Origin of the sequence: Cohnella sp. LGH, from assembly GCF_017671885.1 — a bacterium.
GTDB classification, from domain to species: domain Bacteria; phylum Bacillota; class Bacilli; order Paenibacillales; family Paenibacillaceae; genus Cohnella; species Cohnella phaseoli.
In genome coordinates, this window is sequence record NZ_CP072117.1 from 312,278 (window position 1) to 331,971 (window position 19,694).

18 protein-coding genes and 1 pseudogene are annotated in these 19,694 nt (G+C 51.4%); 15 read left to right on the forward strand and 4 right to left on the reverse strand.

Annotated elements, in window-relative coordinates; genetic code table 11:
- The first annotated feature begins 122 nt into the window (after positions 1-122).
- Both J4772_RS01230 and J4772_RS01235 read left to right on the forward strand, forming a co-directional pair.
- Complete coding sequence (locus J4772_RS01230; protein ID WP_247740971.1) at positions 123-662, forward strand: RNA polymerase sigma factor; 540 nt, start codon at positions 123-125, stop codon at positions 660-662.
- Positions 655-1,797, forward strand: a complete 1,143-nt coding sequence (locus J4772_RS01235) for a hypothetical protein (RefSeq protein WP_209073826.1) — start codon at positions 655-657, stop codon at positions 1,795-1,797. Before J4772_RS01230 ends, J4772_RS01235 begins: the two co-directional genes overlap by 8 nt.
- 6 nt (positions 1,798-1,803) lie before the next feature.
- Here the strand turns inward: J4772_RS01235 and J4772_RS01240 are convergent, their stop codons facing one another.
- The 3 genes from J4772_RS01240 to J4772_RS01250 all read right to left on the reverse strand — a co-directional run bounded on the left by J4772_RS01240 (position 1,804) and on the right by J4772_RS01250 (position 4,441).
- Positions 1,804-2,883 (reverse strand): DUF418 domain-containing protein, encoded by a 1,080-nt coding sequence (locus tag J4772_RS01240; RefSeq protein ID WP_209073827.1) that lies wholly within the window; start codon positions 2,881-2,883, stop codon positions 1,804-1,806.
- The gene (locus tag J4772_RS01245) at positions 2,880-3,461 is read right to left on the reverse strand and encodes a TetR/AcrR family transcriptional regulator (RefSeq protein ID WP_209073828.1); all 582 of its coding nucleotides are present in this window, start codon (positions 3,459-3,461) and stop codon (positions 2,880-2,882) included. The genes J4772_RS01240 and J4772_RS01245 overlap by 4 nt, the downstream gene beginning before the upstream one ends.
- A gap of 395 nt (positions 3,462-3,856) precedes the next feature.
- A complete protein-coding gene (locus tag J4772_RS01250) occupies positions 3,857-4,441 on the reverse strand; it encodes a GNAT family N-acetyltransferase (RefSeq protein ID WP_209073829.1) in 585 nt (194 codons plus the stop codon).
- A 288-nt stretch (positions 4,442-4,729) separates the two neighbouring features.
- Between J4772_RS01250 and J4772_RS01255 the strand changes: the two genes are divergently transcribed.
- Complete coding sequence (locus J4772_RS01255; protein WP_247741153.1) at positions 4,730-6,439, forward strand: DUF2207 domain-containing protein; 1,710 nt, start codon at positions 4,730-4,732, stop codon at positions 6,437-6,439.
- 251 nt (positions 6,440-6,690) lie between these two features.
- On the opposite strand, the gene J4772_RS01260 is transcribed toward J4772_RS01255, so the two are convergent.
- Positions 6,691-9,045: a transglutaminase domain-containing protein gene (locus J4772_RS01260; protein WP_209073831.1), complete on the reverse strand. Its 2,355-nt coding sequence runs from the start codon at positions 9,043-9,045 to the stop codon at positions 6,691-6,693.
- Positions 9,046-9,399: 354 nt separating this feature from the next.
- On the opposite strand from J4772_RS01260, the gene J4772_RS01265 reads away from it, so the two are divergent.
- The 12 genes and pseudogenes from J4772_RS01265 to J4772_RS01320 all read left to right on the forward strand — a co-directional run bounded on the left by J4772_RS01265 (position 9,400) and on the right by J4772_RS01320 (position 19,664).
- Positions 9,400-10,449 carry a DUF4261 domain-containing protein gene (locus J4772_RS01265; protein WP_209073832.1) on the forward strand — a complete coding sequence of 350 codons (1,050 nt, stop codon included), beginning with the start codon at positions 9,400-9,402 and terminating at the stop codon, positions 10,447-10,449.
- A gap of 180 nt (positions 10,450-10,629) precedes the next feature.
- Positions 10,630-11,271, forward strand: a complete 642-nt coding sequence (locus J4772_RS01270; RefSeq protein WP_209073833.1) for an RNA polymerase sigma factor — start codon at positions 10,630-10,632, stop codon at positions 11,269-11,271.
- On the forward strand, positions 11,198-12,112 hold the full coding sequence (locus J4772_RS01275) for a hypothetical protein (protein WP_209073834.1): 915 nt from the start codon (positions 11,198-11,200) through the stop codon (positions 12,110-12,112). The genes J4772_RS01270 and J4772_RS01275 overlap by 74 nt, the downstream gene beginning before the upstream one ends.
- Before the next feature lie 295 nt (positions 12,113-12,407).
- Complete coding sequence (locus J4772_RS01280) at positions 12,408-13,397, forward strand: LacI family DNA-binding transcriptional regulator (RefSeq protein ID WP_209073835.1); 990 nt, start codon at positions 12,408-12,410, stop codon at positions 13,395-13,397.
- Positions 13,398-13,534: 137 nt separating this feature from the next.
- Complete coding sequence (locus J4772_RS01285) at positions 13,535-14,467, forward strand: sugar phosphate isomerase/epimerase family protein (protein ID WP_209073836.1); 933 nt, start codon at positions 13,535-13,537, stop codon at positions 14,465-14,467.
- 18 nt (positions 14,468-14,485) lie between these two features.
- Entirely contained in the window at positions 14,486-15,316 is an 831-nt protein-coding gene (locus J4772_RS01290; RefSeq protein ID WP_209073837.1) for a sugar phosphate isomerase/epimerase family protein, read from the forward strand.
- 58 nt (positions 15,317-15,374) lie between these two features.
- Positions 15,375-16,262 carry a carbohydrate ABC transporter permease gene (locus J4772_RS01295; RefSeq protein ID WP_209073838.1) on the forward strand — a complete coding sequence of 296 codons (888 nt, stop codon included), beginning with the start codon at positions 15,375-15,377 and terminating at the stop codon, positions 16,260-16,262.
- On the forward strand, positions 16,259-17,095 hold the full coding sequence (locus tag J4772_RS01300) for a carbohydrate ABC transporter permease (protein ID WP_209073839.1): 837 nt from the start codon (positions 16,259-16,261) through the stop codon (positions 17,093-17,095). The genes J4772_RS01295 and J4772_RS01300 overlap by 4 nt, the downstream gene beginning before the upstream one ends.
- 53 nt (positions 17,096-17,148) lie before the next feature.
- Entirely contained in the window at positions 17,149-18,450 is a 1,302-nt protein-coding gene (locus J4772_RS01305) for an ABC transporter substrate-binding protein (protein WP_209076844.1), read from the forward strand.
- A 499-nt stretch (positions 18,451-18,949) separates the two neighbouring features.
- Positions 18,950-19,126 (forward strand): hypothetical protein, encoded by a 177-nt coding sequence (locus tag J4772_RS01310; RefSeq protein WP_209073840.1) that lies wholly within the window; start codon positions 18,950-18,952, stop codon positions 19,124-19,126.
- Between the two features lie 14 nt (positions 19,127-19,140).
- Positions 19,141-19,356, forward strand: a pseudogene (locus J4772_RS37435) (hypothetical protein); the annotation flags it as partial.
- Between the two features lie 5 nt (positions 19,357-19,361).
- Positions 19,362-19,664, forward strand: a complete 303-nt coding sequence (locus tag J4772_RS01320) for a helix-turn-helix domain-containing protein (RefSeq protein ID WP_209073841.1) — start codon at positions 19,362-19,364, stop codon at positions 19,662-19,664.
- Positions 19,665-19,694: the final 30 nt, after the last annotated feature.

Sequence of the window (19,694 nt, forward strand, 5' to 3'; positions counted from 1 at the left end):
CTTACATAACCGAATTCCACAAGGCCGGGCTCCTGAATGGGGGTCCGGTCTTGACGTTTTTTTTTCGAGAAAAGGGAACCGCCTTCCTGTTTGCATTGTCTAATCATAGGAGGTGAGGCTGCTTGGACGAAACCTATTGGAAGCATCTTGAGCAGATGGACTCGGCAAGCCTACAGCAACTGATGTCTGTGTACGGGCAGGAGGTATGGAATTTAGCCTTTCTGCTGACCAAGCGCCATCATCTGGCGGATGACATCGCTCAAGACGTTTTTATCAAGGTATACGAATCGATACATCTATTCCGCGGAGCGTCCAGCATTAAAACCTGGTTGTTATCGATCACGCGCAATATTTCCATTAACTATTTGCGGACGGCTTTTGTGCGAAAGGTAACTTTAACGGGCTGGATTACTGATAAGGGCGTGAATGCGTCCGCCGAGAAGCAAGCCGTAGAGCAGTCGGTGACCGAGGAGATTTGGCGAGTGGTCATGGAATTGCCGTTAAAACTGAGAGAGGTGCTGGTTCTTCACGGCAAGTACGAACTGTCCATGAAGGAAATTGCCAATGTTCTAGGCGTATCGGAGGGAACGGTGAAATCCAGATTGGCTCGCGCACGCGTGAAGATGTCCGCGTATTGGAAGGAGGATGCGGCGTATGAATGAGTTTGAACCGGGATGGTATGCGAAATTAAAAGACGATCCGGTCAACCGCAGAACTTTTACGGCGGCCCATATGGAACGAATTCAACGGCAGGTGGCGCAATCGAGGGAGCTTAAGACTCGGCGACGGCAGGCAAGCCAAAGGAAACGAATGGCGGCCGGAGCAGCGGTTCTCGTGATTTTGTTCGGGTTGGCGCTTAATTACGGCAGACTTGAGAAGTGGGTGGCGACGCGCTGGTCGGGCGATACTCAAGAGCAGATTCCAGCCGGACCGAGTCACGAACAACAACCGCCCACGGAGACGGCAAACGAGCAGCAGGAAAAACTCATTCCGGTGAAGCTGTCAACGGCGTTCGGCGTGCTAAAGGATGCGCTGCCTTTTGACGTCGAGCAAATTCGGAACGTATCTCTATATGACGAACTTGAAGATAAGAGGATTGATATTCCCCGAGAGCGCGAATACGTAGTCATACAGAATCTAGCTTGGATCAGTCTGGATGCAGCCAAAGCGGAAAGCTCCGATGCCGGTCGTAAGGTAACTTTAAGGGTGGAAGCGGTCGACGGCATTTATACGATTCCTTACAATATTGAGCAGAATACCGTCGATTTGGGGAACGGGTCCTATTATGCCGACGATATGCTCCTGCTGCTCGTCAAAGGGTTGGCCGAGCCGGACACCAGACTGGCTGAGGCGGATCGAATTCTGGAGCAGGCCAGAGTGGAATTGTCCGAGGAGAACAGCGGGAAGAGAGACGACAGCTTCAGCTTGGACGCCGATCGTTTGCTTGTCGGCGGTAAGGACTTTGACGAATGGCAATCCCAACTCTTGCTATTCAGCCAGATGCAGCCTTTCCGATTTTACGACAGTGTAACCGAAAAGGTTAAAACGATGGGCGAGTATGGAGGAGTAGACAACCTCATCTCCTTGAACTCCAGGCTCCTGTTTGCAAGCGATCAATACAAAACCAAGGACGGGGTCGGTGTGGGATTGACCAAGCAAGAAGTTCTCTCCAAGCTCGGCAAACCGAACCTGGAGACAGAGACGGAGTGGGGCTATAGAACGGGAGATTACATCCGGTTCTACCTTTACTTCGACGCGGGAGTTGTGAAGTATATGTCCATTACGATGCCGGCATAGACTGCTTTAACCGACTTTTCTCAGCAGGAGTTCTACCGGTCCGTGCCGCTGCCGTTTTCTCCAAATCGCCGAGAAGATCATGGCTGCCGCAAAATAGCCGCAGCTGTAGAGGACGGCGAAGGAAAGACGGCCATTTTCCAAATAGCCGACCGCTTCCAGAAGACCTAGCCCAATGACGACATGCCCGATATAGTGGGATAACGACAATTGTCCGGTGCTGATCAGAACGCGAGTCAGTGGATTTCCTTCGCTCCGTTCGACTAGATACAGGCAAGCCGCGATTACAGCGAATGCCGAGCAGGATGCAGACAGTATATAGAAGAGGCTGGGCGGCATCGGCTTTGTACCGAACAGATACTGCGCCGATTCCGTATCCAGTCCTGTCGGGAGCCAGTGGGTCAGCGCGTAGGAAAGAAGTTCCAGACCGATTACAGCGGATAGCGAGACTCGCAGCAGACGGCCGCGGGTCTCTTGGCCGAACCAGCGTTTCCGGCCCATCCACATTCCGATCAGGAAAAAGCCCAGCCAAGGGAACAACGGATGAAACCCGTTAAAAAACAAATTCCGTGCAAAGCCTGCAGCCGTCCAGAAATCCGTATAGACATGGAAACCGGCGTCCCATCCCCGACTGTAGTCGAACAAAAGCAGCAGCATGGATGAAATCAGCACAACAGCGGCCGCCATTACAGCCAATATCCGGTCGGATACGCTGATCAGCAGCGAGGCAAGCAGCAAAAACGCCGCATAATAGTGCAAAATATCCGCGTTCCAGCCGATCAGCAGCAGGCCTGCGCCGGCAATTGCGAGAAAAGCCGCTCTTCTGCACAAGGTTATGCGGTTCTGTCGAATGAGGTCCTTGTCCAGGGAACTGCGGCTTTTCGCGGTCATTAGAGACACTCCAATCCCCGCCAGGACAACAAACAGCGCCGAGGCCCGCCCCTCGAACAGCCCGGCGACAGCTGCTAGCCATGTCGGTCCGTCGTTCTCCGCCTGCATCGCAAGCTTGTAGTTCACTACGATCATGCCGAAGATCGCCAATGCACGGGCAAAATCAAGCGCTGTAATACGCTGTGCCGTCTGATTCATGCATGATCGACCCCTTTGACAATATCGGCTACGGCCTTAATCCAGATCGCGTTATAGTCATACTTAAAGCCGTAGTTGATATAGTTGTCGATGCTGTCGAGGATCATATTCAGCATTTGCGCCCGAACCAGCACATCGTCGTCCGGGATCGCGCCCAGCGCCGCTCCGTGTTGCAGCAGTTCGGCAAAGCCCGCCGTAAACCCCTCCAATATTTCCAGCAGCCTCTCCGCGTATTTTGCATTTCGGTAACCCAGCGCCTGATATTGCTTCATGATTTGAGAGTAACGAGCATCCTCTTGCTGGCTGCCAATCAGATGTAATCCATCTGACGTCAGCTTTTCTGCAAAGTTTGCCCGCGTATAGTCCTTAAGCTTAAAAAAGCCCGAAAAAGCGATGCTCCTGCACAGCTCTTCAAAGAGAGTGTCGATAATAGCATCTTTGGATTCGAAGTGGTAATACAGCGCGGGTTTGGAAATGTTCAAGGCTTTGGCGATCATCGCCATGCTCGTCTTCTCAAATCCATGCTCGGCAAACAAGCGATAGGATGTCTCTAAAATATTTTCATAGGTCGAAGCCATATTTAACCCCTAACCCCCTTATTTCAAATTTACTTACCGACCGGTAAGTAAATAGAGTATATCGCAACTTTCCGACGGTTGCAACAAGCGATCTACGGCGTCTTCTCCGCCCTGATCCCTCTTTTCATTAACAGCGCAAAAGAGGCTGTCCCATAAGCCAACTAAGTTGCTCTGAAAGATAATCGATGAACAAAGTGAAGGTGTATATATCTCCCTCCGATTATATGCTCCTGAAATTTGAATGGGTAAACCCGTTACGAGGTGATTTCAGAAGCGTATGAGGCAGTCTCCAGGAGATATATACACCTTTTTTAATTATCGTTTATTATGCAACTTTGCTTATGGGACAGCCTCTTGACTCTACTTGTAGTATTCGCGATACACTGGATGCCGGGCTACACGGAAAGCATGCGTTCCAGCTTTAATCGGACGTCCGGCCATTCAGAAGCAATAAAGCTATAATAAGCAGTATCTCTGATATAACCGTCTCTTAAGATGCGATGACTCCGAAGCACTCCTTCCGGAGTAGCGCCGATTCGCTCCATCGCCCTTAACGATCTGGTATTGCGGGAATCGGCCTTAAGCTGTACGCGCACCGTACCCAACGTCTCGAAACAATGCCGTAGCAGCAAATACTTGCACTCGGTATTAACGCGAGTCCTCCACACCTCTCGAGCAAGAGCCGTCCAGCCGATTTCCAATTGCCGATGGGCAACGGAAATGTCGGCGAACCTAGTCGTGCCTGCTAGCCGATCCGTCTCCATGTCGCGGATGACAAAGGGCATAGAAACTCCCTGGGATCGTTCCTCTAGAGCTGCTTCTACATAGGCTTTCATGTCTTCAATATTTCTCATGCCTGGCGGCGAATACGTCCATATGTCCGGATCGTTCAGCGCTTCGTAAAGCGGAGCAATATGAGAGGTTTCCATAGGAACAAGCGCGACCCGCACTCCTTGCAAAATAACCGGTTCAACCTTCATGGGATCTATCTCCTTTTGGCCATCCAATTCCGTTAACTAGCGGTTAGTATTTAACATACAAAAACAAGTGACAAATGAAAAGCGCCAATTTCCTTGCTTATGACTAGGCCATTGTGGCGAAGACGATGAGATCGATCTGTTGCAATGGACGCCCGCAAGCTAAAGGGCGCGAGTCCATTAGCCGATATAGGACAATATGACTATACCCCTGTACGAATGCCAGAGATGGCTATCGGATACGGTGCAGTTATTCCTATATAGGAGAGGAAGATCAGCCCAGTGCCTCGGATGACTAAAGCTGTCGGATTCGTTTTTGCGTTTGTCCTGCTCCTGTCTATTCAGCCCGCTTATGCCGATGAACGCTCCTACAGGATTAGCGAAGTAGATATTCATGCGGTCGTCAATAGCAAGGGCGATATGCGCGTAACAGAGGCATACAAGTACCAGTTTGACGGAGCCTTTAATGGCATTGTCGTGGAGCTTGACAGCTTAAAGTCGGACGGGATCGAGGATTTTCAGGCCTTTGAGGTTTCAGAAGGGCGGGAGATACCCCTTCGCACTGAATTATCAAGCGATGGGAGTCAGCTCGAATATAAAGCTTTCAGTCCATCGAAGGACGAGTCCAAAGCATTTCGATTGACGTATACGGTCAAAAACGTCGTGCAGGTCTATGCGGATACGGCAGAATTGTATTGGAAGTTTTTTGATGGCAGAAATCAGAGCACGTTGGAAACAGTGAATATTGACGTTGAACTACCGAACGGGGCGGTACGCGAAGAGATTACCGCATTCGGGCATGGACCGCCTCATGGCGATTTTCAGATTGAGGGCAACGGCGTGATTCGATATCGCATCAGCCCGCTGCCGTCCGAGGAGATGCTGGAGGTGCGGGTTCTCTTTCCCGGCTCTTATGTTCCCGAAAGCACACGGGTAAGCGATGAGAGGATGCTTGAGGCGATTACGAGGGAAGAAGAGAATTGGGGGAACGAGGGCGACGATCGCAGCGTCTTTGGCGCCTTGGCTCTTCTGCTTGTAAATCTGGCTGGCGGGATTTATCTCAAATTCGGGGATAGGTTTAAGTTCGGATGGAAAGAGAAATATTACCGGGAGCTTCCTGGCGATATTACGCCTGCTGTTGTTGGTTATCTGGAGAAGTATGAGGTTAAACCTCAGGATCTCATGGCGACGTTAGTTGATCTGGTACGGAAGAAACGCGTCCATATGGAGATGGTCAAGGGTTCGGGTCGAAAGCAGACCAACTACACTTTCCAGCTTCTGGAGAGGGAGCAGAAGGAAGAAGAGCTTCAACCGCACGAGACGATGCTGATCAACTGGTTCTTCCAGAAAATAATGAAGTCCGATAAGATATCGCTCTCGGATATTCGCAAGTATGCCAAGGAAGAGCCAGGCGACTTCAGGGAGCACTGGTCGAAATGGCAAGAGGAGGTCGCACAATCAGGAGTTCGCACCGGCTATATCGTAAGCCACAAGCTTGCGCGTCGAACAGTCCAATTAGCGTCAGTTGTTCAGTTTTTCGGTCTGCTTTTCCTGGCGACGGATGCTTGGAGATGGCTGATGTTCTGCGCAATCCCTTTGATTTTCTTGATCCCCAAGAGGATGCGCAAAACAAAAATGGGTCGGATCGAATATGGGAAATGGCAGGCTTTCAAGCGCTTTTTGCAAGATTACAGCCAGTTTGAGACGTGCGAGCCGATGGCGGTTCATCTGTGGGAACACTACTTTGTTTACGCAATTCCGCTAGGAGTAGCGAAGAAGGTGATCGCTATTGCCCGTTTAAGCGTATCTGCTGCGCAGAAAAATAATTTTACGGTCGACAACTCATACTTCTACCATTACGAGCTTTGGACAGAGTCGTTTGAACAGTCGATCAGAGAAGCAACTCCCTCCAGTTCATCGTCGGAATCGGGAGATTCGGGCGGATCGTTCTCCTCTGGCGGCGGAGGAGGAGGCGGGGGCGGCGGACGCGGCGCGTTCTAGTCGTCTAGGAAGCGGTTCGCACGGGCAGAAGCGCGGATACGCTGGCGCCGAAGGCGAACATGACCCGCGCGGAAGTCGCGGCGATTATTCAGCGGCTGCTGCAGAAGTCCGGGTTGATTGAAGTAAAGTGAGACTAGGGGAGCCTACTCTTTGAGTGCTCTCATGGTATAGAAATATCCCTGCTAATACGCAAAAGGACCTCAAATTCCACTGAAGTGGAGGCTGAGGTCCTTTTCTTTAGTCAGCTTTTTTTACAATGTGACGACCACGTAATTGCTTAGGCTACCCATGGTGGCTTTTTCGCGTTTGCTCTCGGGCAGACCGTTCAGCGCTTTTCGAGCCGCTTCCATTAGATCGCTTGTATCAATTTTTGCGCCCAAACGGATCACAATATGAGTGCTTCCTGCTTCCACTTGCCCCGACAACGCGGAGCCGAATTCGGAAGACGACTTGGCCTCCAAGCCATTCGCGACATAGTAGTCCTTGGACCCATCCGTGGAAACGAAGTTAGAAAGCTCCGAGTCTGTCCAGTATTCCTTGGATAGCTTAAAGTTCAAAGACTCCGCAATCTCATCGCTGGAATAGAAAAGAAGATAGGGAATGCCGCTGTTGGTAGCGTTGTTCGTCGAATCGACATGCACCCAACCGTTGGCGAGCTTGACCTTGTTCCAGGCATGGGGAACGCCGTCCATATTTCCCGTGACGACAATCGTCTCCAGCCCGGCCAGATCGCTCAGCATTTTGTACACCGAAGCATAGGAGGCGCATACGCCAACCTTTTTCACCATAATGCCGTAGGTCGTAAAAGAATCGTTAAATGCGGGATCGATATTCCGGAAGTCGTTGGCTTCGGCGTTGGCAAGTGCAGCGTCGTCATACTTCGTGTTATCGTTCAGATAGTCGTAAATAACTTTATATTTCTGCTCTGCGGACATGTCGGGTTTGACGATTTCCGCCACGATTTTATTAGCCTCGGCCAGCACTTCCGTCTGCTTTCGCTTGATGTCGTCTGCGGACTCCTCGTATTTCAGCGTCAGCGTTAAGGTGCGATAGTCGTAGCCCCAGCCTTTAAGACCGATGACAAGCGGGTTTTGGTACATAACCTCCTGCAGCACATCGGAGATGGTCTCGAAGTTTTGTGCTTCCGGGAAAGCCTTCAACGAAATTTTCTCCTGAACATCAATCATGTTGATCGCCAGAAACTCCTCCAGCGCCGTGTCCGCGTTAAGCGGAACCTCTTCAATGATCTCGGGAACAGGCACCGCTTGTTGGTTGCCTTCTTCAACTTTCTGCTCCGTATTTGTCTTCTGGATTTCTTCCAGGCTTTTTCCCTGCTCTTCGCTGGCGGAGGGTTCAATAATGGTCGGGACATCCGGCGCAGGAATATAATCTGTCGTATTTTCAGGCGCGACAAAGCCCGTGGCGCTGTCTTTAGGCTGGGCATCCGCTAGCTTTTGTAAATCTTCCTCGGTCAGATTCTTGACGTATACTGCGCCTTTCAGCGCCGTGCCTTTAATGACTGCAGGAATTGCGGTGTTTCCAACGTTTGCGATGCTTACGTTGCTAGGGTCATAAATAACGTCTCTCGAAGAGAGGGAGCCATCAATAAAGGTGACATCGATTTTCGAAGGTAGAGAAGAAATCCCGTCGAATGTTTCGTACAATATATTATTCTCTCCCTCAAGCTTATAAGGCAATTGGGAGGACAAGGCTATGGTGCTAACGGCATTGCTCAAAATAGACTCTTTGCCGTCTTTTACTGCCGTAATGTAGTATTCGCCGTTCACGCCTTGATTTTGCACCGAAACTCTATCTTCTTCGACGCTTACAAGGCCGCCGCTGCCGTTGAGCAAAAAGTCGTCGAACTCGGTTTCCGTTAAGGAGGTCTCCAATAAAGGGGAAGGACCGATATAGCCCTCTTCAGCCCCTGTTACCGGCAGATTTGTCGTTTCTCTTAATACGATCTTGCTGCGCTGGTAGATTTTATATTCGGTTGCTCCCTCTATCTTGTTCCAGGTCAGCTTGAATCGGCCGTCATGACTAATGGTATATTTAAGGGTGGGAACTTCTACTTCCGATTTGATCGTAAACGGAATGATAATCGGCTTTTCCAATGGAGTAGGAGTCGTTGCATCCATATCGTAGTTGATCCGGATGTAGTAGATCGGGGCATTGCCCCAGCCGTTATAGCCGTTGAGATGCTGGGAGGTCGATAACACGGCGCCATTCGGCTTTACTTCAATTGTATTCTTATTTTCCCCGAAGTCCAAAGGCCAGGTGAAGGCTAAAATCCGGCTTTTCTCCTCCGCCTTAATATCCGTGTGTACGGTGATCGCGTCTGTTGGGACTTCGCTGTTGAACTTAAATTGGAAGACTTTGTCCTGAGGAACATTGTACATAGGCATATATGCCTTGTCCTTGTCGGAGCCATACTTCTTTTTGAGGTCCAGTACCGTCCTGCCGCCAGTGTTAACGATGCTTTCCTTAGGGACTTGTTGCGTTTCTGTTGGGGACTTGGAGGGTTGGACGACTTCCGGCTCGCCGCCTTCCGTACAAGCGGCAAGGAGCATAGCAACTAGCAAGAATACAGACAACGCTTTCTTCAAAACTGCACACCTCTCCATATCTAATAGTTAAAATTCCCTATAAATCGACAGGAAATAAGGCTATTATACCTTATTTTTGGAAGGACGTGGAACAAGAATGAATCTTTAGATTGATTTAAGGAAGGGAGTGGGTCTTCTTTCCCGCTCACCAGAGCGGCATTTCAGAAATTGTAAATTATGTTATTGTATTAAAGAGAAGGAGCGGATTCCGGTAAAAAGGCAGGTTTTCAAAGGTTTTCAGCCTTAACGGGCTCTGGAAAATTAAGCTGTTCAAGGCCGTCACAAAGTCTCTACAGACTAGATAAACAATTGAATCCGCAACAGCGGGGAAATTACCCAAGGGGGAAAAGAAGGATGACAGCTCAGCAGCAAGCAGCGACACAAGCAATGATCGAGTGGTTGGAAAATGATGACGGGTTAGGTAAGCGACCGAGCAGAATAGAATGCGCCGGACAATTTACGTTGAATGAAATGCAATATTACTTATTTCGATTTAAAAAATCGCTGCTTGGCAAGTGGCTTCTCGGCGTTTGCGGCGGCTATTCGAACGCATTCGAGACGGAGCACTGCGGCCATGTGATTAGCGATATGCAGCCTTATGAGCCCGCAACTGCGGAGCGGCAGGCAATCGCGATGATAGACAAGCTGAACGCAGACTCGAAGGAGTCATCCGGCCTGTTTACCGGCTTCGTTCTTCTCAACTCCCATGAGTGCGACCTTGAACGGTTGAAGGAAATTCTCGTACAGGACTGGAATATTTCCTGTTCGCCGGAGGATGAGAAGTCCGAAGGCACTCTCGTTTTTGAAACGGACGGCTTCACCCTGGCTGTAAGCTTTATCGATGCCCCTGTACCGGACGGCGAAGCCGAGCACTACGCGCAAGGGAACTACACGTGGCGCGAAGCGGCGGAGGTGGTCGGGACTCATGTGGCGCAAATGATCGTAGCCGTATTCCCCCGCGGACGCTCCGCGCTTGAAAGCGGGATTATGTATACGAAGCTCGCTGCGAGCTGCTTAAAGCTGCCCAATGCCATCGGGCTTTATTCCTCCGGCACTGTGTTTCAACCGGAGATGTTTGTGGAAGCGGCCGATTTGCTGAAATCCGACGAGGGTTTCCCGGTTCTGAATCTCGTTTACTTTGGTCTTGTCCGCTCCGAGGGAGGAATGAGCGCGTACACTTGCGGTCTGAAGCCGCTGGGCAAGGACGAGATCGAAATTATCGACAGCCAGGCTTCGCCTGCCGAGCTGCGCGATTTTCTAATGGATATCGCGTCTTACGTCGTCGAGTACGATGTAGCTTTGCGCGATGGGGAGACGATCGGGTTCACCGCCGAGCAGAAGCTGCCGATTACCCGATCCGCAGGGGTGTACATAGCCGGAGAGAGCTTGAAAATCGAATATTAAAGATTGAGCCTGTGCAGATATACGTCAAGCAGGCGGATTATTAAAACAGACCGGTCGATTGCGTCATTCTCAGTGACGTTGCAGGCCGGTCTTTTTATCGACCTCTTCTATAATTAAAACAAACAGTCACAAAAAGCCAACCGGGGTGTTATATAGACGAAAACGGAAGGAGGGAGAGCGATGAACCAGGAGCGAATGTGCGAGGCTTCCGACGAAATGCTGATTCGTGCCGTTAGGGAAGGGCAAGTGGAGCTGTACGCGGAACTGATTGAGAGGTATCAGCAGCGCTTGTACGTCTATTGTTATCATCTCCTCATGCAGCGGGAAGAAGCGGAGGATGCGGTACAGGACGTGCTGATCAAAGCTTACGAGAAGTTGGCGCTGTATGCCTACAGTCAATCTTTCTCGGCATGGCTGTACAAGATGGCCTATCATCATTGCCTAAACCTGCTCCGCAAGCGGAAAAGATCGGCGTTGTTGGCCAGACTGCTCAAACCGCTCAGTCAGGATCATGCGGATGAAGGGTATGCGGTTGCGAGACGGAAGGAAGTGCTGGTGCAAAGCGAGCGGGCGCTTCGGCGGCTATCGGTTGATGAACGATCGCTGGTTGTGCTCCGGGTGATGGAGGGAAAATCCTACGAGGAGATCGGACAGATTTTTCCCCAATCGTCGTCGGCTTTGCGCAAAAGGGTGGAGCGAGCTATAGCCAAGCTAAGAAGAATCTGGGGAAAAATGGAGGATGGAGAAGATGAGGAAGAGTCAACCTATCGATTGGCAAGCGAATCTGACATCGCTGAAAGAGCGACTGCCCCGAATCGATAGAACGGAACGGATTATGGCGGAAGTTCGCAGCAGAAGTCGGGCCGAGCAATCGCAGTTGGTTATTTCATCGGGGAAGAAGCCAGGCCGGATGGGTGCATGGCGCATTTCCTTAATCGTAGCGGCGGTCCTCTTTGCCTGCGGCTTCGGCTATGCGATGGAATCCTGGAAGCTTTTTGCTCCGGATGGTTCGGTTGCTCTGGAATATAGAGGCTTCATGCCGGGTGACGAGTCTGTCGATGAGGTCGATACGGGAGCATTGCGGAGCCTGTTGGCTGAAGGAGAGGCGGCCGTGTTTTACTTGAAGGACCAGAATCGCTATATCGGTCTGGCAAACGAACGGCTGTATACCGACTTTTCGCAATTTGCCGCAGAAATTGATCGGCGTAAGCCGTTGAATGAACTCGGAAACGGTTTTGTTTTTCAATCGGGCTCGCTTGTGCATGATCTTAGATGGGAAGTCGCGGACGGGAAGGATTGGGCGGACTCTAAAACTTTCGGGGAATTAAGCTATCGGACGATTCCGCTTGGCGAGATCACGGGGTATTATGCGAGCTACGAGAATGACCGCGGGGATAAAGTCTCGTTAAGCGTATGGACTAATGTGCCGGATCGGGCTATTTTTACAGACGAAATGAACGAGCTGGAGATGAAAAAGGTTCAAATCGGCGCGCGGGAAGTCTTCTACTTAAAAGGGCGGGACAGTGCTTCGCAGCGCTTGGCTTGGGGAGAGGGCGAAGGGGATCGGTACGCCTATTATCGTCTGGACGACCTCTCTGCCGAGAAACTGTCGCAGGATCGTTTGGTCGAAATTGCGTCTATGTTGGTTGGCGATTTGAAATAGAGGCATGTATCTCACCGGCGGCGTTCGCTGCTAGGCGTGTCTGAAAACTCCGAGGGCAGAAGATTTTGCCGAGCAGGCTGTGAAAGATGCCTGGATCGAGTTTTCAGACACGCTCTAGGGAGATACGCGCCTTTTTTACAGGCAATGCCGATTCGCTGAAATTCGATTATAAAGTAAGAGTGCGGGGTATTGTCATGCCATTCCAGCTCATACTATAATATAAATACAGTAACGCGTTACATTTCATGTTGATTTTAAAGTGCAAAATCGAAGTAGGAAGCGACAGGAGGATACTATGGCAGATATTCATGAAGTAGCCCGGGAAGCGGGAGTTTCCGTCGCAACGGTATCCCGCGTATTGAACAATCACTCGTCGGTGTCCGCCAAGACGAGAAAGAAAGTCGAAGAGGTCATTGAGAGATTAAACTACGAGCCGAACATGTTGGGCAAGAGCTTACGCGCTTCTCGAAGCCACAGGCTGCTGGTGCTCATCCCGGACATTTCCAATCCATTCTATGCCAAAGTCGTCTCCGGCATCGAGAGCGTGGCGAAGGCGAACCACAACAATATTATGCTGTGCACGACGGATTCTAGCACGGAGCGGGAGCTTTTTTACTACGATATGGTGAAGAAAAAGCTCGCCGACGGCATGATCACGATCGACCCCTCCTTCGAATTTTACGAGCTGCTCACGACAACGAATCGCTATCCTGTCGTCATCTGCGGAGAGCATGTGGGGAACGCCAACGCGCCTTGCGTAAGCATCGACAATACGAAGGCGGCCTACAAAGCGGTCAAGCATCTGCTCACGATCGGCCACCGCAAGATTGCCCTGGTCAACTCCAATATTTATACGGCCGGATTACGCCAGCAGGGCTACCTGCGGGCGTTGGAAGAGCACGGGATCGAAGTCGATTCGCGCTGGGTGGTCCACGCCGATCTCGGCTTCGAGCGCGCGCAGCTTGACGTGCGGGAACTGTTGACGATGCAAGAGCGGCCGACCGCAATCTTTGCCGTGTCGGATACGATTGCGCTCTCCATCCTCAAAGTAGCGAAGGACCTAGGCCTTCGAGTGCCGGAGGAGTTGGCAGTAGTCGGCTTCGACAACATCGACTTTGCCGCCGTCATGAACCCGACGCTGACCACCGTATCTCAGCCGATGTTCGATATGGGCCGTCATTCCGGCGCTATGCTGCTAAGAAGAATTGCGGACAGCGAGGCTGTCGTTAACAATATTTCTCTGGATCACGATTTGATTATCCGGGAATCGACGATGAAATACTGAGTGCTTTACGCCGCAACGGATGGACAGGGTTGCGGTCTTTTTTTGCAAATTGAGCGTTGACACATCTGAAAAGCAGTTCTATAATGAAAATGTAACGCGTTACATTTTGAATAGTCAAACAACTTGGAGGGGTACACATGAAGCTCGGATTTTATGGCAACTACACGCCGGAAACCGTCAAATTCGCTTCCGAAGTCGGATTCAAATGTATGGAGCTGAGCGCCTGGCCGAAATCTTCGTTAAATGCGGACACGATTTCCGATCGGCGCATCGAGGAGATTCGTCAGGATCTGGAGGATCACGATATCGAGATTTCCACGCTCGGCTATTATCCGAACTACCTCGATCCGAATAAGGCGCACAGCGAAGAAGCACAGCGCTATTTCATCAAGCTGCTGGACCTGGCCGTAAGAATGAACGTCAGAACGGTGTCCACCTTCGCTGGCCGCAATCCCGAATTGTCCGTCGAGAAGAATATTCCGCTGTTCAAGGAAGTATTCTCCCGGTTCTGCGAGGAAGCGGAGAAGCGCAACATCCGCATCGCTATGGAAAACTGCCCGATGATGAACCATGTCACCTTGGAAGGGCTCAATATCGCCTACAGCCCGGAAATCTGGCAAGTGCTCTTCGACGCCGTTCCGTCGGACGCGCTGGGGCTGGAGATCGATCCGTCGCACATGGTGTGGCAAGGAATCGATTACGTCAAAGCGATTCACGAGTTCGGGCATAAAATTTTCCACGCTCACGCTAAGGATATGGAAATTCTGCACGATGTGAAAGCGCGGAGCGGACAATTCGGCACGCTGTTCCGGGACATCGACGACTTGGGCCACGGCTGGTGGCGTGCGAGAACGCCGGGCTGGGGCGATGTGAAATGGGACAAATACATTACGGCACTGATTGAAGTTAATTACACGGGCAACATCGACATTGAGCACGAGGACGACGTCTTCGCGAAGACCATCGATATGGGCGAAATTACGGAAGAGTCGGATATCGTGAACAACTACGTCCAGGATCGCAACGGGCTGATTCTCGGCTACAAAACATTAAGCGCGCTTATACCGTAAGCGTCAGGGGGAACGGGTATGAAGATCGCAATCTCGCAAATTACGACGCTTCCGGCAAGCACATCCGACGATCTCCAGGCCTTCTCGCAAGCGGGATGGCAGGCGGCGGAGCTGGCGATCAGCAAGGTGGACAAGTATTTGTCCGGGCGTACGGTTGAACAGTTGGCGGCGGATTTGAAGGCGGCAGACCTTGTGCCGATCGCGGCGATCGGGCTGGCCTCGCCGGAAGCCACGCTCCTGCTGTCCAAGGAGGAGGCATATCCGGCTTACGAACTGGAATTGGAACGCCAACTGCGGCTTTGTCAGCAGCTTGGGATCAACAATCTGGGCATCGGCGCAGATCCGGCTGCCAAGGCGTATCCCGGCTGGTACGATACCGCGCTCGTCAACGTGCGCAAAGCAGGAGACCTAGCGGCCAAATACGGCGTTCGTCTGGGCTTGGAGTTTATGAGCCTGAACCCGCCGCTCGGCCCGTTCATTCTGGAGAATATGGAGCAAACCTTGAAGCTCGTCGAGGATGCCGGACACGATCATATCGGCTACAATCTGGATTTGTTCCATTTCTTCAGAAGCGGCGGCACATTGGCGGACATTCAAAATCTGCCTGTGGAGAAGCTGTTCCACGTCCATCTGTGCGACTTGCCTCATCTGCGGCAGCCGGAGTTGGACGATTCGGAACGGCTGCTGCCGGGCGAGGGAATCCTGCCAATGAATGAGATTGTAAGCGCTCTCGAAGCAAAAGGGTACACCGGGTATCTTGCGCTGGAGCTGCTGAATCAGGAGCTGTGGGATAAGGGGCCGGTCTATACCGCGAATCGCGGGATGCAAGCGATGAGTCGATACCTGTGACGGCATTGGCCTGCATGATCTCTATCGCTTCACTTCTATACAGAACGGAGAGATTGGAATGGGGAAACGCGGGATAGTCTGGCCGGACATTCAGCTTAAGCTTGTCTTCTTAGGGCCGGCGGTTCTCTTCTTCTCCTTGATTGTCGTTGCTCCTTTCCTGCTAAGCATCTATTACGGACTGACGGATTGGAACGGCGTGACCTCCGAGATCGGCTGGGTGGGGCTGGCCAACTTTAAGCAGATTCTGCTGGAGGATGCCGCTTTTCACCGTTCCTTCTGGTTCACGACGCGCTATACACTGGTTTCCGTCGTCCTGATCAATCTGGTCGGGGTAGGGCTGGCTTTGATCTTAACGCGGAGCTTAAAGACGACAAATTTGCTGCGAACGATTTTCTTCATGCCGAACGTCATCGGCGGGCTGTTTCTCGGGTTTATCTGGCACTTCATCTTCGTCAAAGGCTTCGCTTCGGCAGGAGAAGCGTTGCAGATTGGACTGTTCCAACTGCCGTGGCTCGGAACTCCGGACACTTCCTTCTGGGGGCTGGTCATCGTCAGCGTCTGGCAATACTCCGGCTACCTGATGGTCATCTACATTGCGGCCATCCTGAACGTTCCGCCGGAAATCGTCGAAGCCGCCAAGATTGACGGAGCATCCGGCGCCCGACAGTTGCGCAGCATCGTTCTGCCTCTGATTATGCCGGCCTTCACAATCTGTCTGTTTCTTGCCGTCTCCTGGTGCTTCAAGGTGTTCGATCTGAACCTAGCGTTAACCAAGGGGGGGCCATTCAAATCTACGGAGTCGGTTGCGCTCAACATTTTTTACGAAGCGTTCGGGAACAATCGCTACGGGCTGGGAACGGCCAAAGCGTTGATCTTCTTCGTAGTGGTGGCGATCGTCACGACGCTGCAGGTCAGATTCACCAAGAAGCGGGAGGTGGAGGCATGATACGCGAAGGCAGATATACGCTGCGTCTGCTCAGCTTGGAAGCGGCCTGCTATCTTCTCGGCCTGCTCTTCCTGGTTCCCTTCTATTTCGTCTTAAGCAATTCCGTCAAAAGCTTCAGCGATCTGCTCAGCAACGCTGCCAGTTGGCCGCAGAGCTTCGTCTGGAGCAACTACAGCAGAACGTGGGAAATTATGAACTATCCGCGCGCCTTCGCCAATTCCTTCATCATTACGGCGGCTAGCATAGCGGGGATCGTTGTCATCAGCGCAATGGCGGCCTACCATATGGTGCGGCGTCCGACGCGGGTCAACAATTTTCTGTTCGGGCTGTTCGTGGCGGCGATGATCATTCCGTTCCAGTCGGTCATGATTCCGCTCGTCAAGGTGCTGGGCAGCGTGGATCTTATGAACAGCAGGACGGGATTGATCGTTTGCTTTTTCGGATTTGGAGCGCCGCTCAGCCTGTTCCTCTACCACGGGTTTATAAAATCCATTCCGCTGGAGGTGGAGGAATCGGCGATCATGGACGGTTGCTCGCTCTACGGCGTGTTCTGGAGAATCGTATTCCCGCTCATGAAGTCGGCTACCGTCACGATTGTACTGTTAAACAGCTTGTGGATTTGGAATGACTTTTTGCTGCCACTGCTTGTCCTGTACGACCCGGATAAACGGACGATTCCGCTCGCTATCTATGCCTTCTTTGGCCAATATTCGAAGCAATGGGATCTCGCCTTGGCCGGGCTGGTGATGGGGATTGTACCGATTCTGGGACTGTTCCTGGCGCTTCAGAGGCAGATTATTGCCGGAATCACCGCCGGAGCAGTGAAAGGCTAGGTTGGGGATGTCATAGCTAATTCCAAGGGGGAGTCCACGTGAACGTAAGAAAAATGCACGGAATGATTGCACTGCTGGCAGGGGTATCGTTGATCGCGGCATGCAGCTCGGGCTCGACGGGCGGCGGGAACGCCTCGACCGGGGCGCCGAGCGCCAGCTCCGGGGTTGGAGCCAGCGGAATCAAGACGATCAAGTTCCTGAACTTCAAGGTTGAGATCGCCGACCAGCTTGCGGCGATGATCAAGGAGTACGAGCAACTGACGCCGGGCGTCAAAATTGCGCTGGAAACGATAGGCGGAGGAGCGGATTCCGCCACCGCGCTTCGCACCAAGTTCAGCTCCGGCGATCAGCCCGATATTTTCCTGAACGGGGGCTACAAGGAACTGGATCTGTGGTTGGAGCACCTCGAGGACTTGTCCGACCAGCCCTGGGCGCAGCATGTGCTGGACTTCGCGAAAGAGCCGATGACCAAGGACGGCAAGCTTTACGGGCAACCGCTTAATCTGGAAGGCTACGGCTTTATCTATAACAAGGACTTGTTCCAGCAGGCGGGCATTACGGAACTGCCCAAGACGATTGATGAACTGGAGGCCGTCGCGGTCAAGCTGCAAGACGCAGGAATTACCCCATTCGTTAACGGTTACGGGGAATGGTGGGTGCTTGGCAACCATCTGGCCAACATCGGCTTCGCTTATCAGGACGATCCGAACGCTTTCATTCAGGGGCTTGACCAGGGAGCGACCGCTTTCGCGGGCAACGAAACGTTCGAGCAGTGGGTGAATTTGTTCGACCTGACGTTGAAATACGGCGGCAAAAACTCGCTGCAAGTCGATTACAACACCCAGATATCCGAGTTCGCGACCGGCAAAGCGGCTATGACTCAGCAAGGCAACTGGACGCAAGTGGCGCTGTCCGAGACGAACCCGGATCTGAATATCGGTCTGCTGCCTATGCCGATCAATAACGATGCCGGTAAGATGGACAAGCTTCCTGTCGGGGTTCCCTATAGCTGGGTTGTGTACAATAAGTCCAAAGTGAAAGAGGAAGCAAAAGCTTTTCTGGATTGGATGGTCAGTTCCGACATTGGCAAGCGGTATATGACGGAGGAATTCAAGCACATTCCGGCATTTGACAACATCCCGGCAGACAGCAGTATTCTGGGCCAGCTGGCAACAGACATCATGACTTACAGCCAGGACAACCGCACAATTAGCTGGAACTGGTTCAAATTCCCCGGCGGAGAAGCGACCAGCCATTATTTCTCGGATGCGATGCAGGGCTATATCGGCGGTCAGTTGACCAAAGATAATATGTTGAAGGATTTCTTGACCAAGTGGAACGAATTGAATAAGTAAGCGGCGAGGGGAAGCCTCGGAAAGCAAAGCTGGAGTAACTGGATTGGATGCCCAATTCAACTGCTCCGACTGTGTATGCTTACTGCCAAGCGTTATTATCCTCAAGCGGTGTCCGCAGATTCAGGATGAGTGGAGGGAGAGAGAGCGCGAAGGGGAACAGTACGCCTATTATCGCCTGGATGACGTCTCTGCCGAAAAACGGTCTCGGGAGCGTCTGGTCGAAATTTCGTCTATGTTGTCGGGCAGTAAAGCCGGACGCCACTTGGCCTGTAGCAACTGCAACCGCGCCCCGCAATGAGCTAGAGGGTAAGGTGCTGTATTAACGAGTGTAAAAAAGATCGCTCCAGCGCGTCACTCTCATGACGTTGCAGGGACGGTCTTTTTTTGTCGATAGGAACATTGTTTACTTTGTATAATATAACGATAGTGTTATAATTATAACGTATAAGTTATAGCTGTTGTGAAACTGAATATAGTGAGAACGCAAGGAGGCGTTCAGGTGTACCAGTTTGATTTTATTAGCCTGCCTGAGGTTGAAAGCTTCATTAGGGATATTGAATCCCGAAAAAATAGTGGAGACAAAAACGCCAAAATTAAGTTCGAAAAAATTGTTTATTGTATTGAACGGGTTCGCCTTCAAGGCACGCGTGCAGGTTCAAAAATTATTAAAACTTAAAGGGTAAGGAAAACGACAACCTGTATGAGTTAAGGCCCCTTGATGAAAGAATATTTATGTGTTTGTGGAATGGAAATCGGTTTGTGATGCTGTCGCATTATACAAAGGACGATGACGAAACAGATCGATTAGAAGTGGCAAAGGCAAGACGTCTAAGAGATAAATACATAAGTGAGCATCCAATTGAAGGGCATCGTGAGCAAGCGAGCAGAGTCAATAAGAGGAGGTGATTTCCATGACAACTTGGGAAGATGTGATTCATGATATGAGCCCAGAAAGTAAACAGGAGATCGAGGTTATTCGCAAGCGCGCCGAAATGGTGGTTACACTGATCAAATTAAGAGAAAGCAGAGGGTGGACACAAACGGAACTGGCGATCAAGGCTGGCATGAAACAATCTGCGATTGCTCGATTCGAAAGCGATACAACAGCCCCTCGTATCGACACAATCATTAGGGTAGCTATGGCTCTTGAAGTCGATTTGGCTCTTGTGCCTTGGGATAATGCGAGTCATCATCAGGCGGCTACGGCAATCTAATTTTCTTGCTCCTAAGGTTGCTGGTGGAGT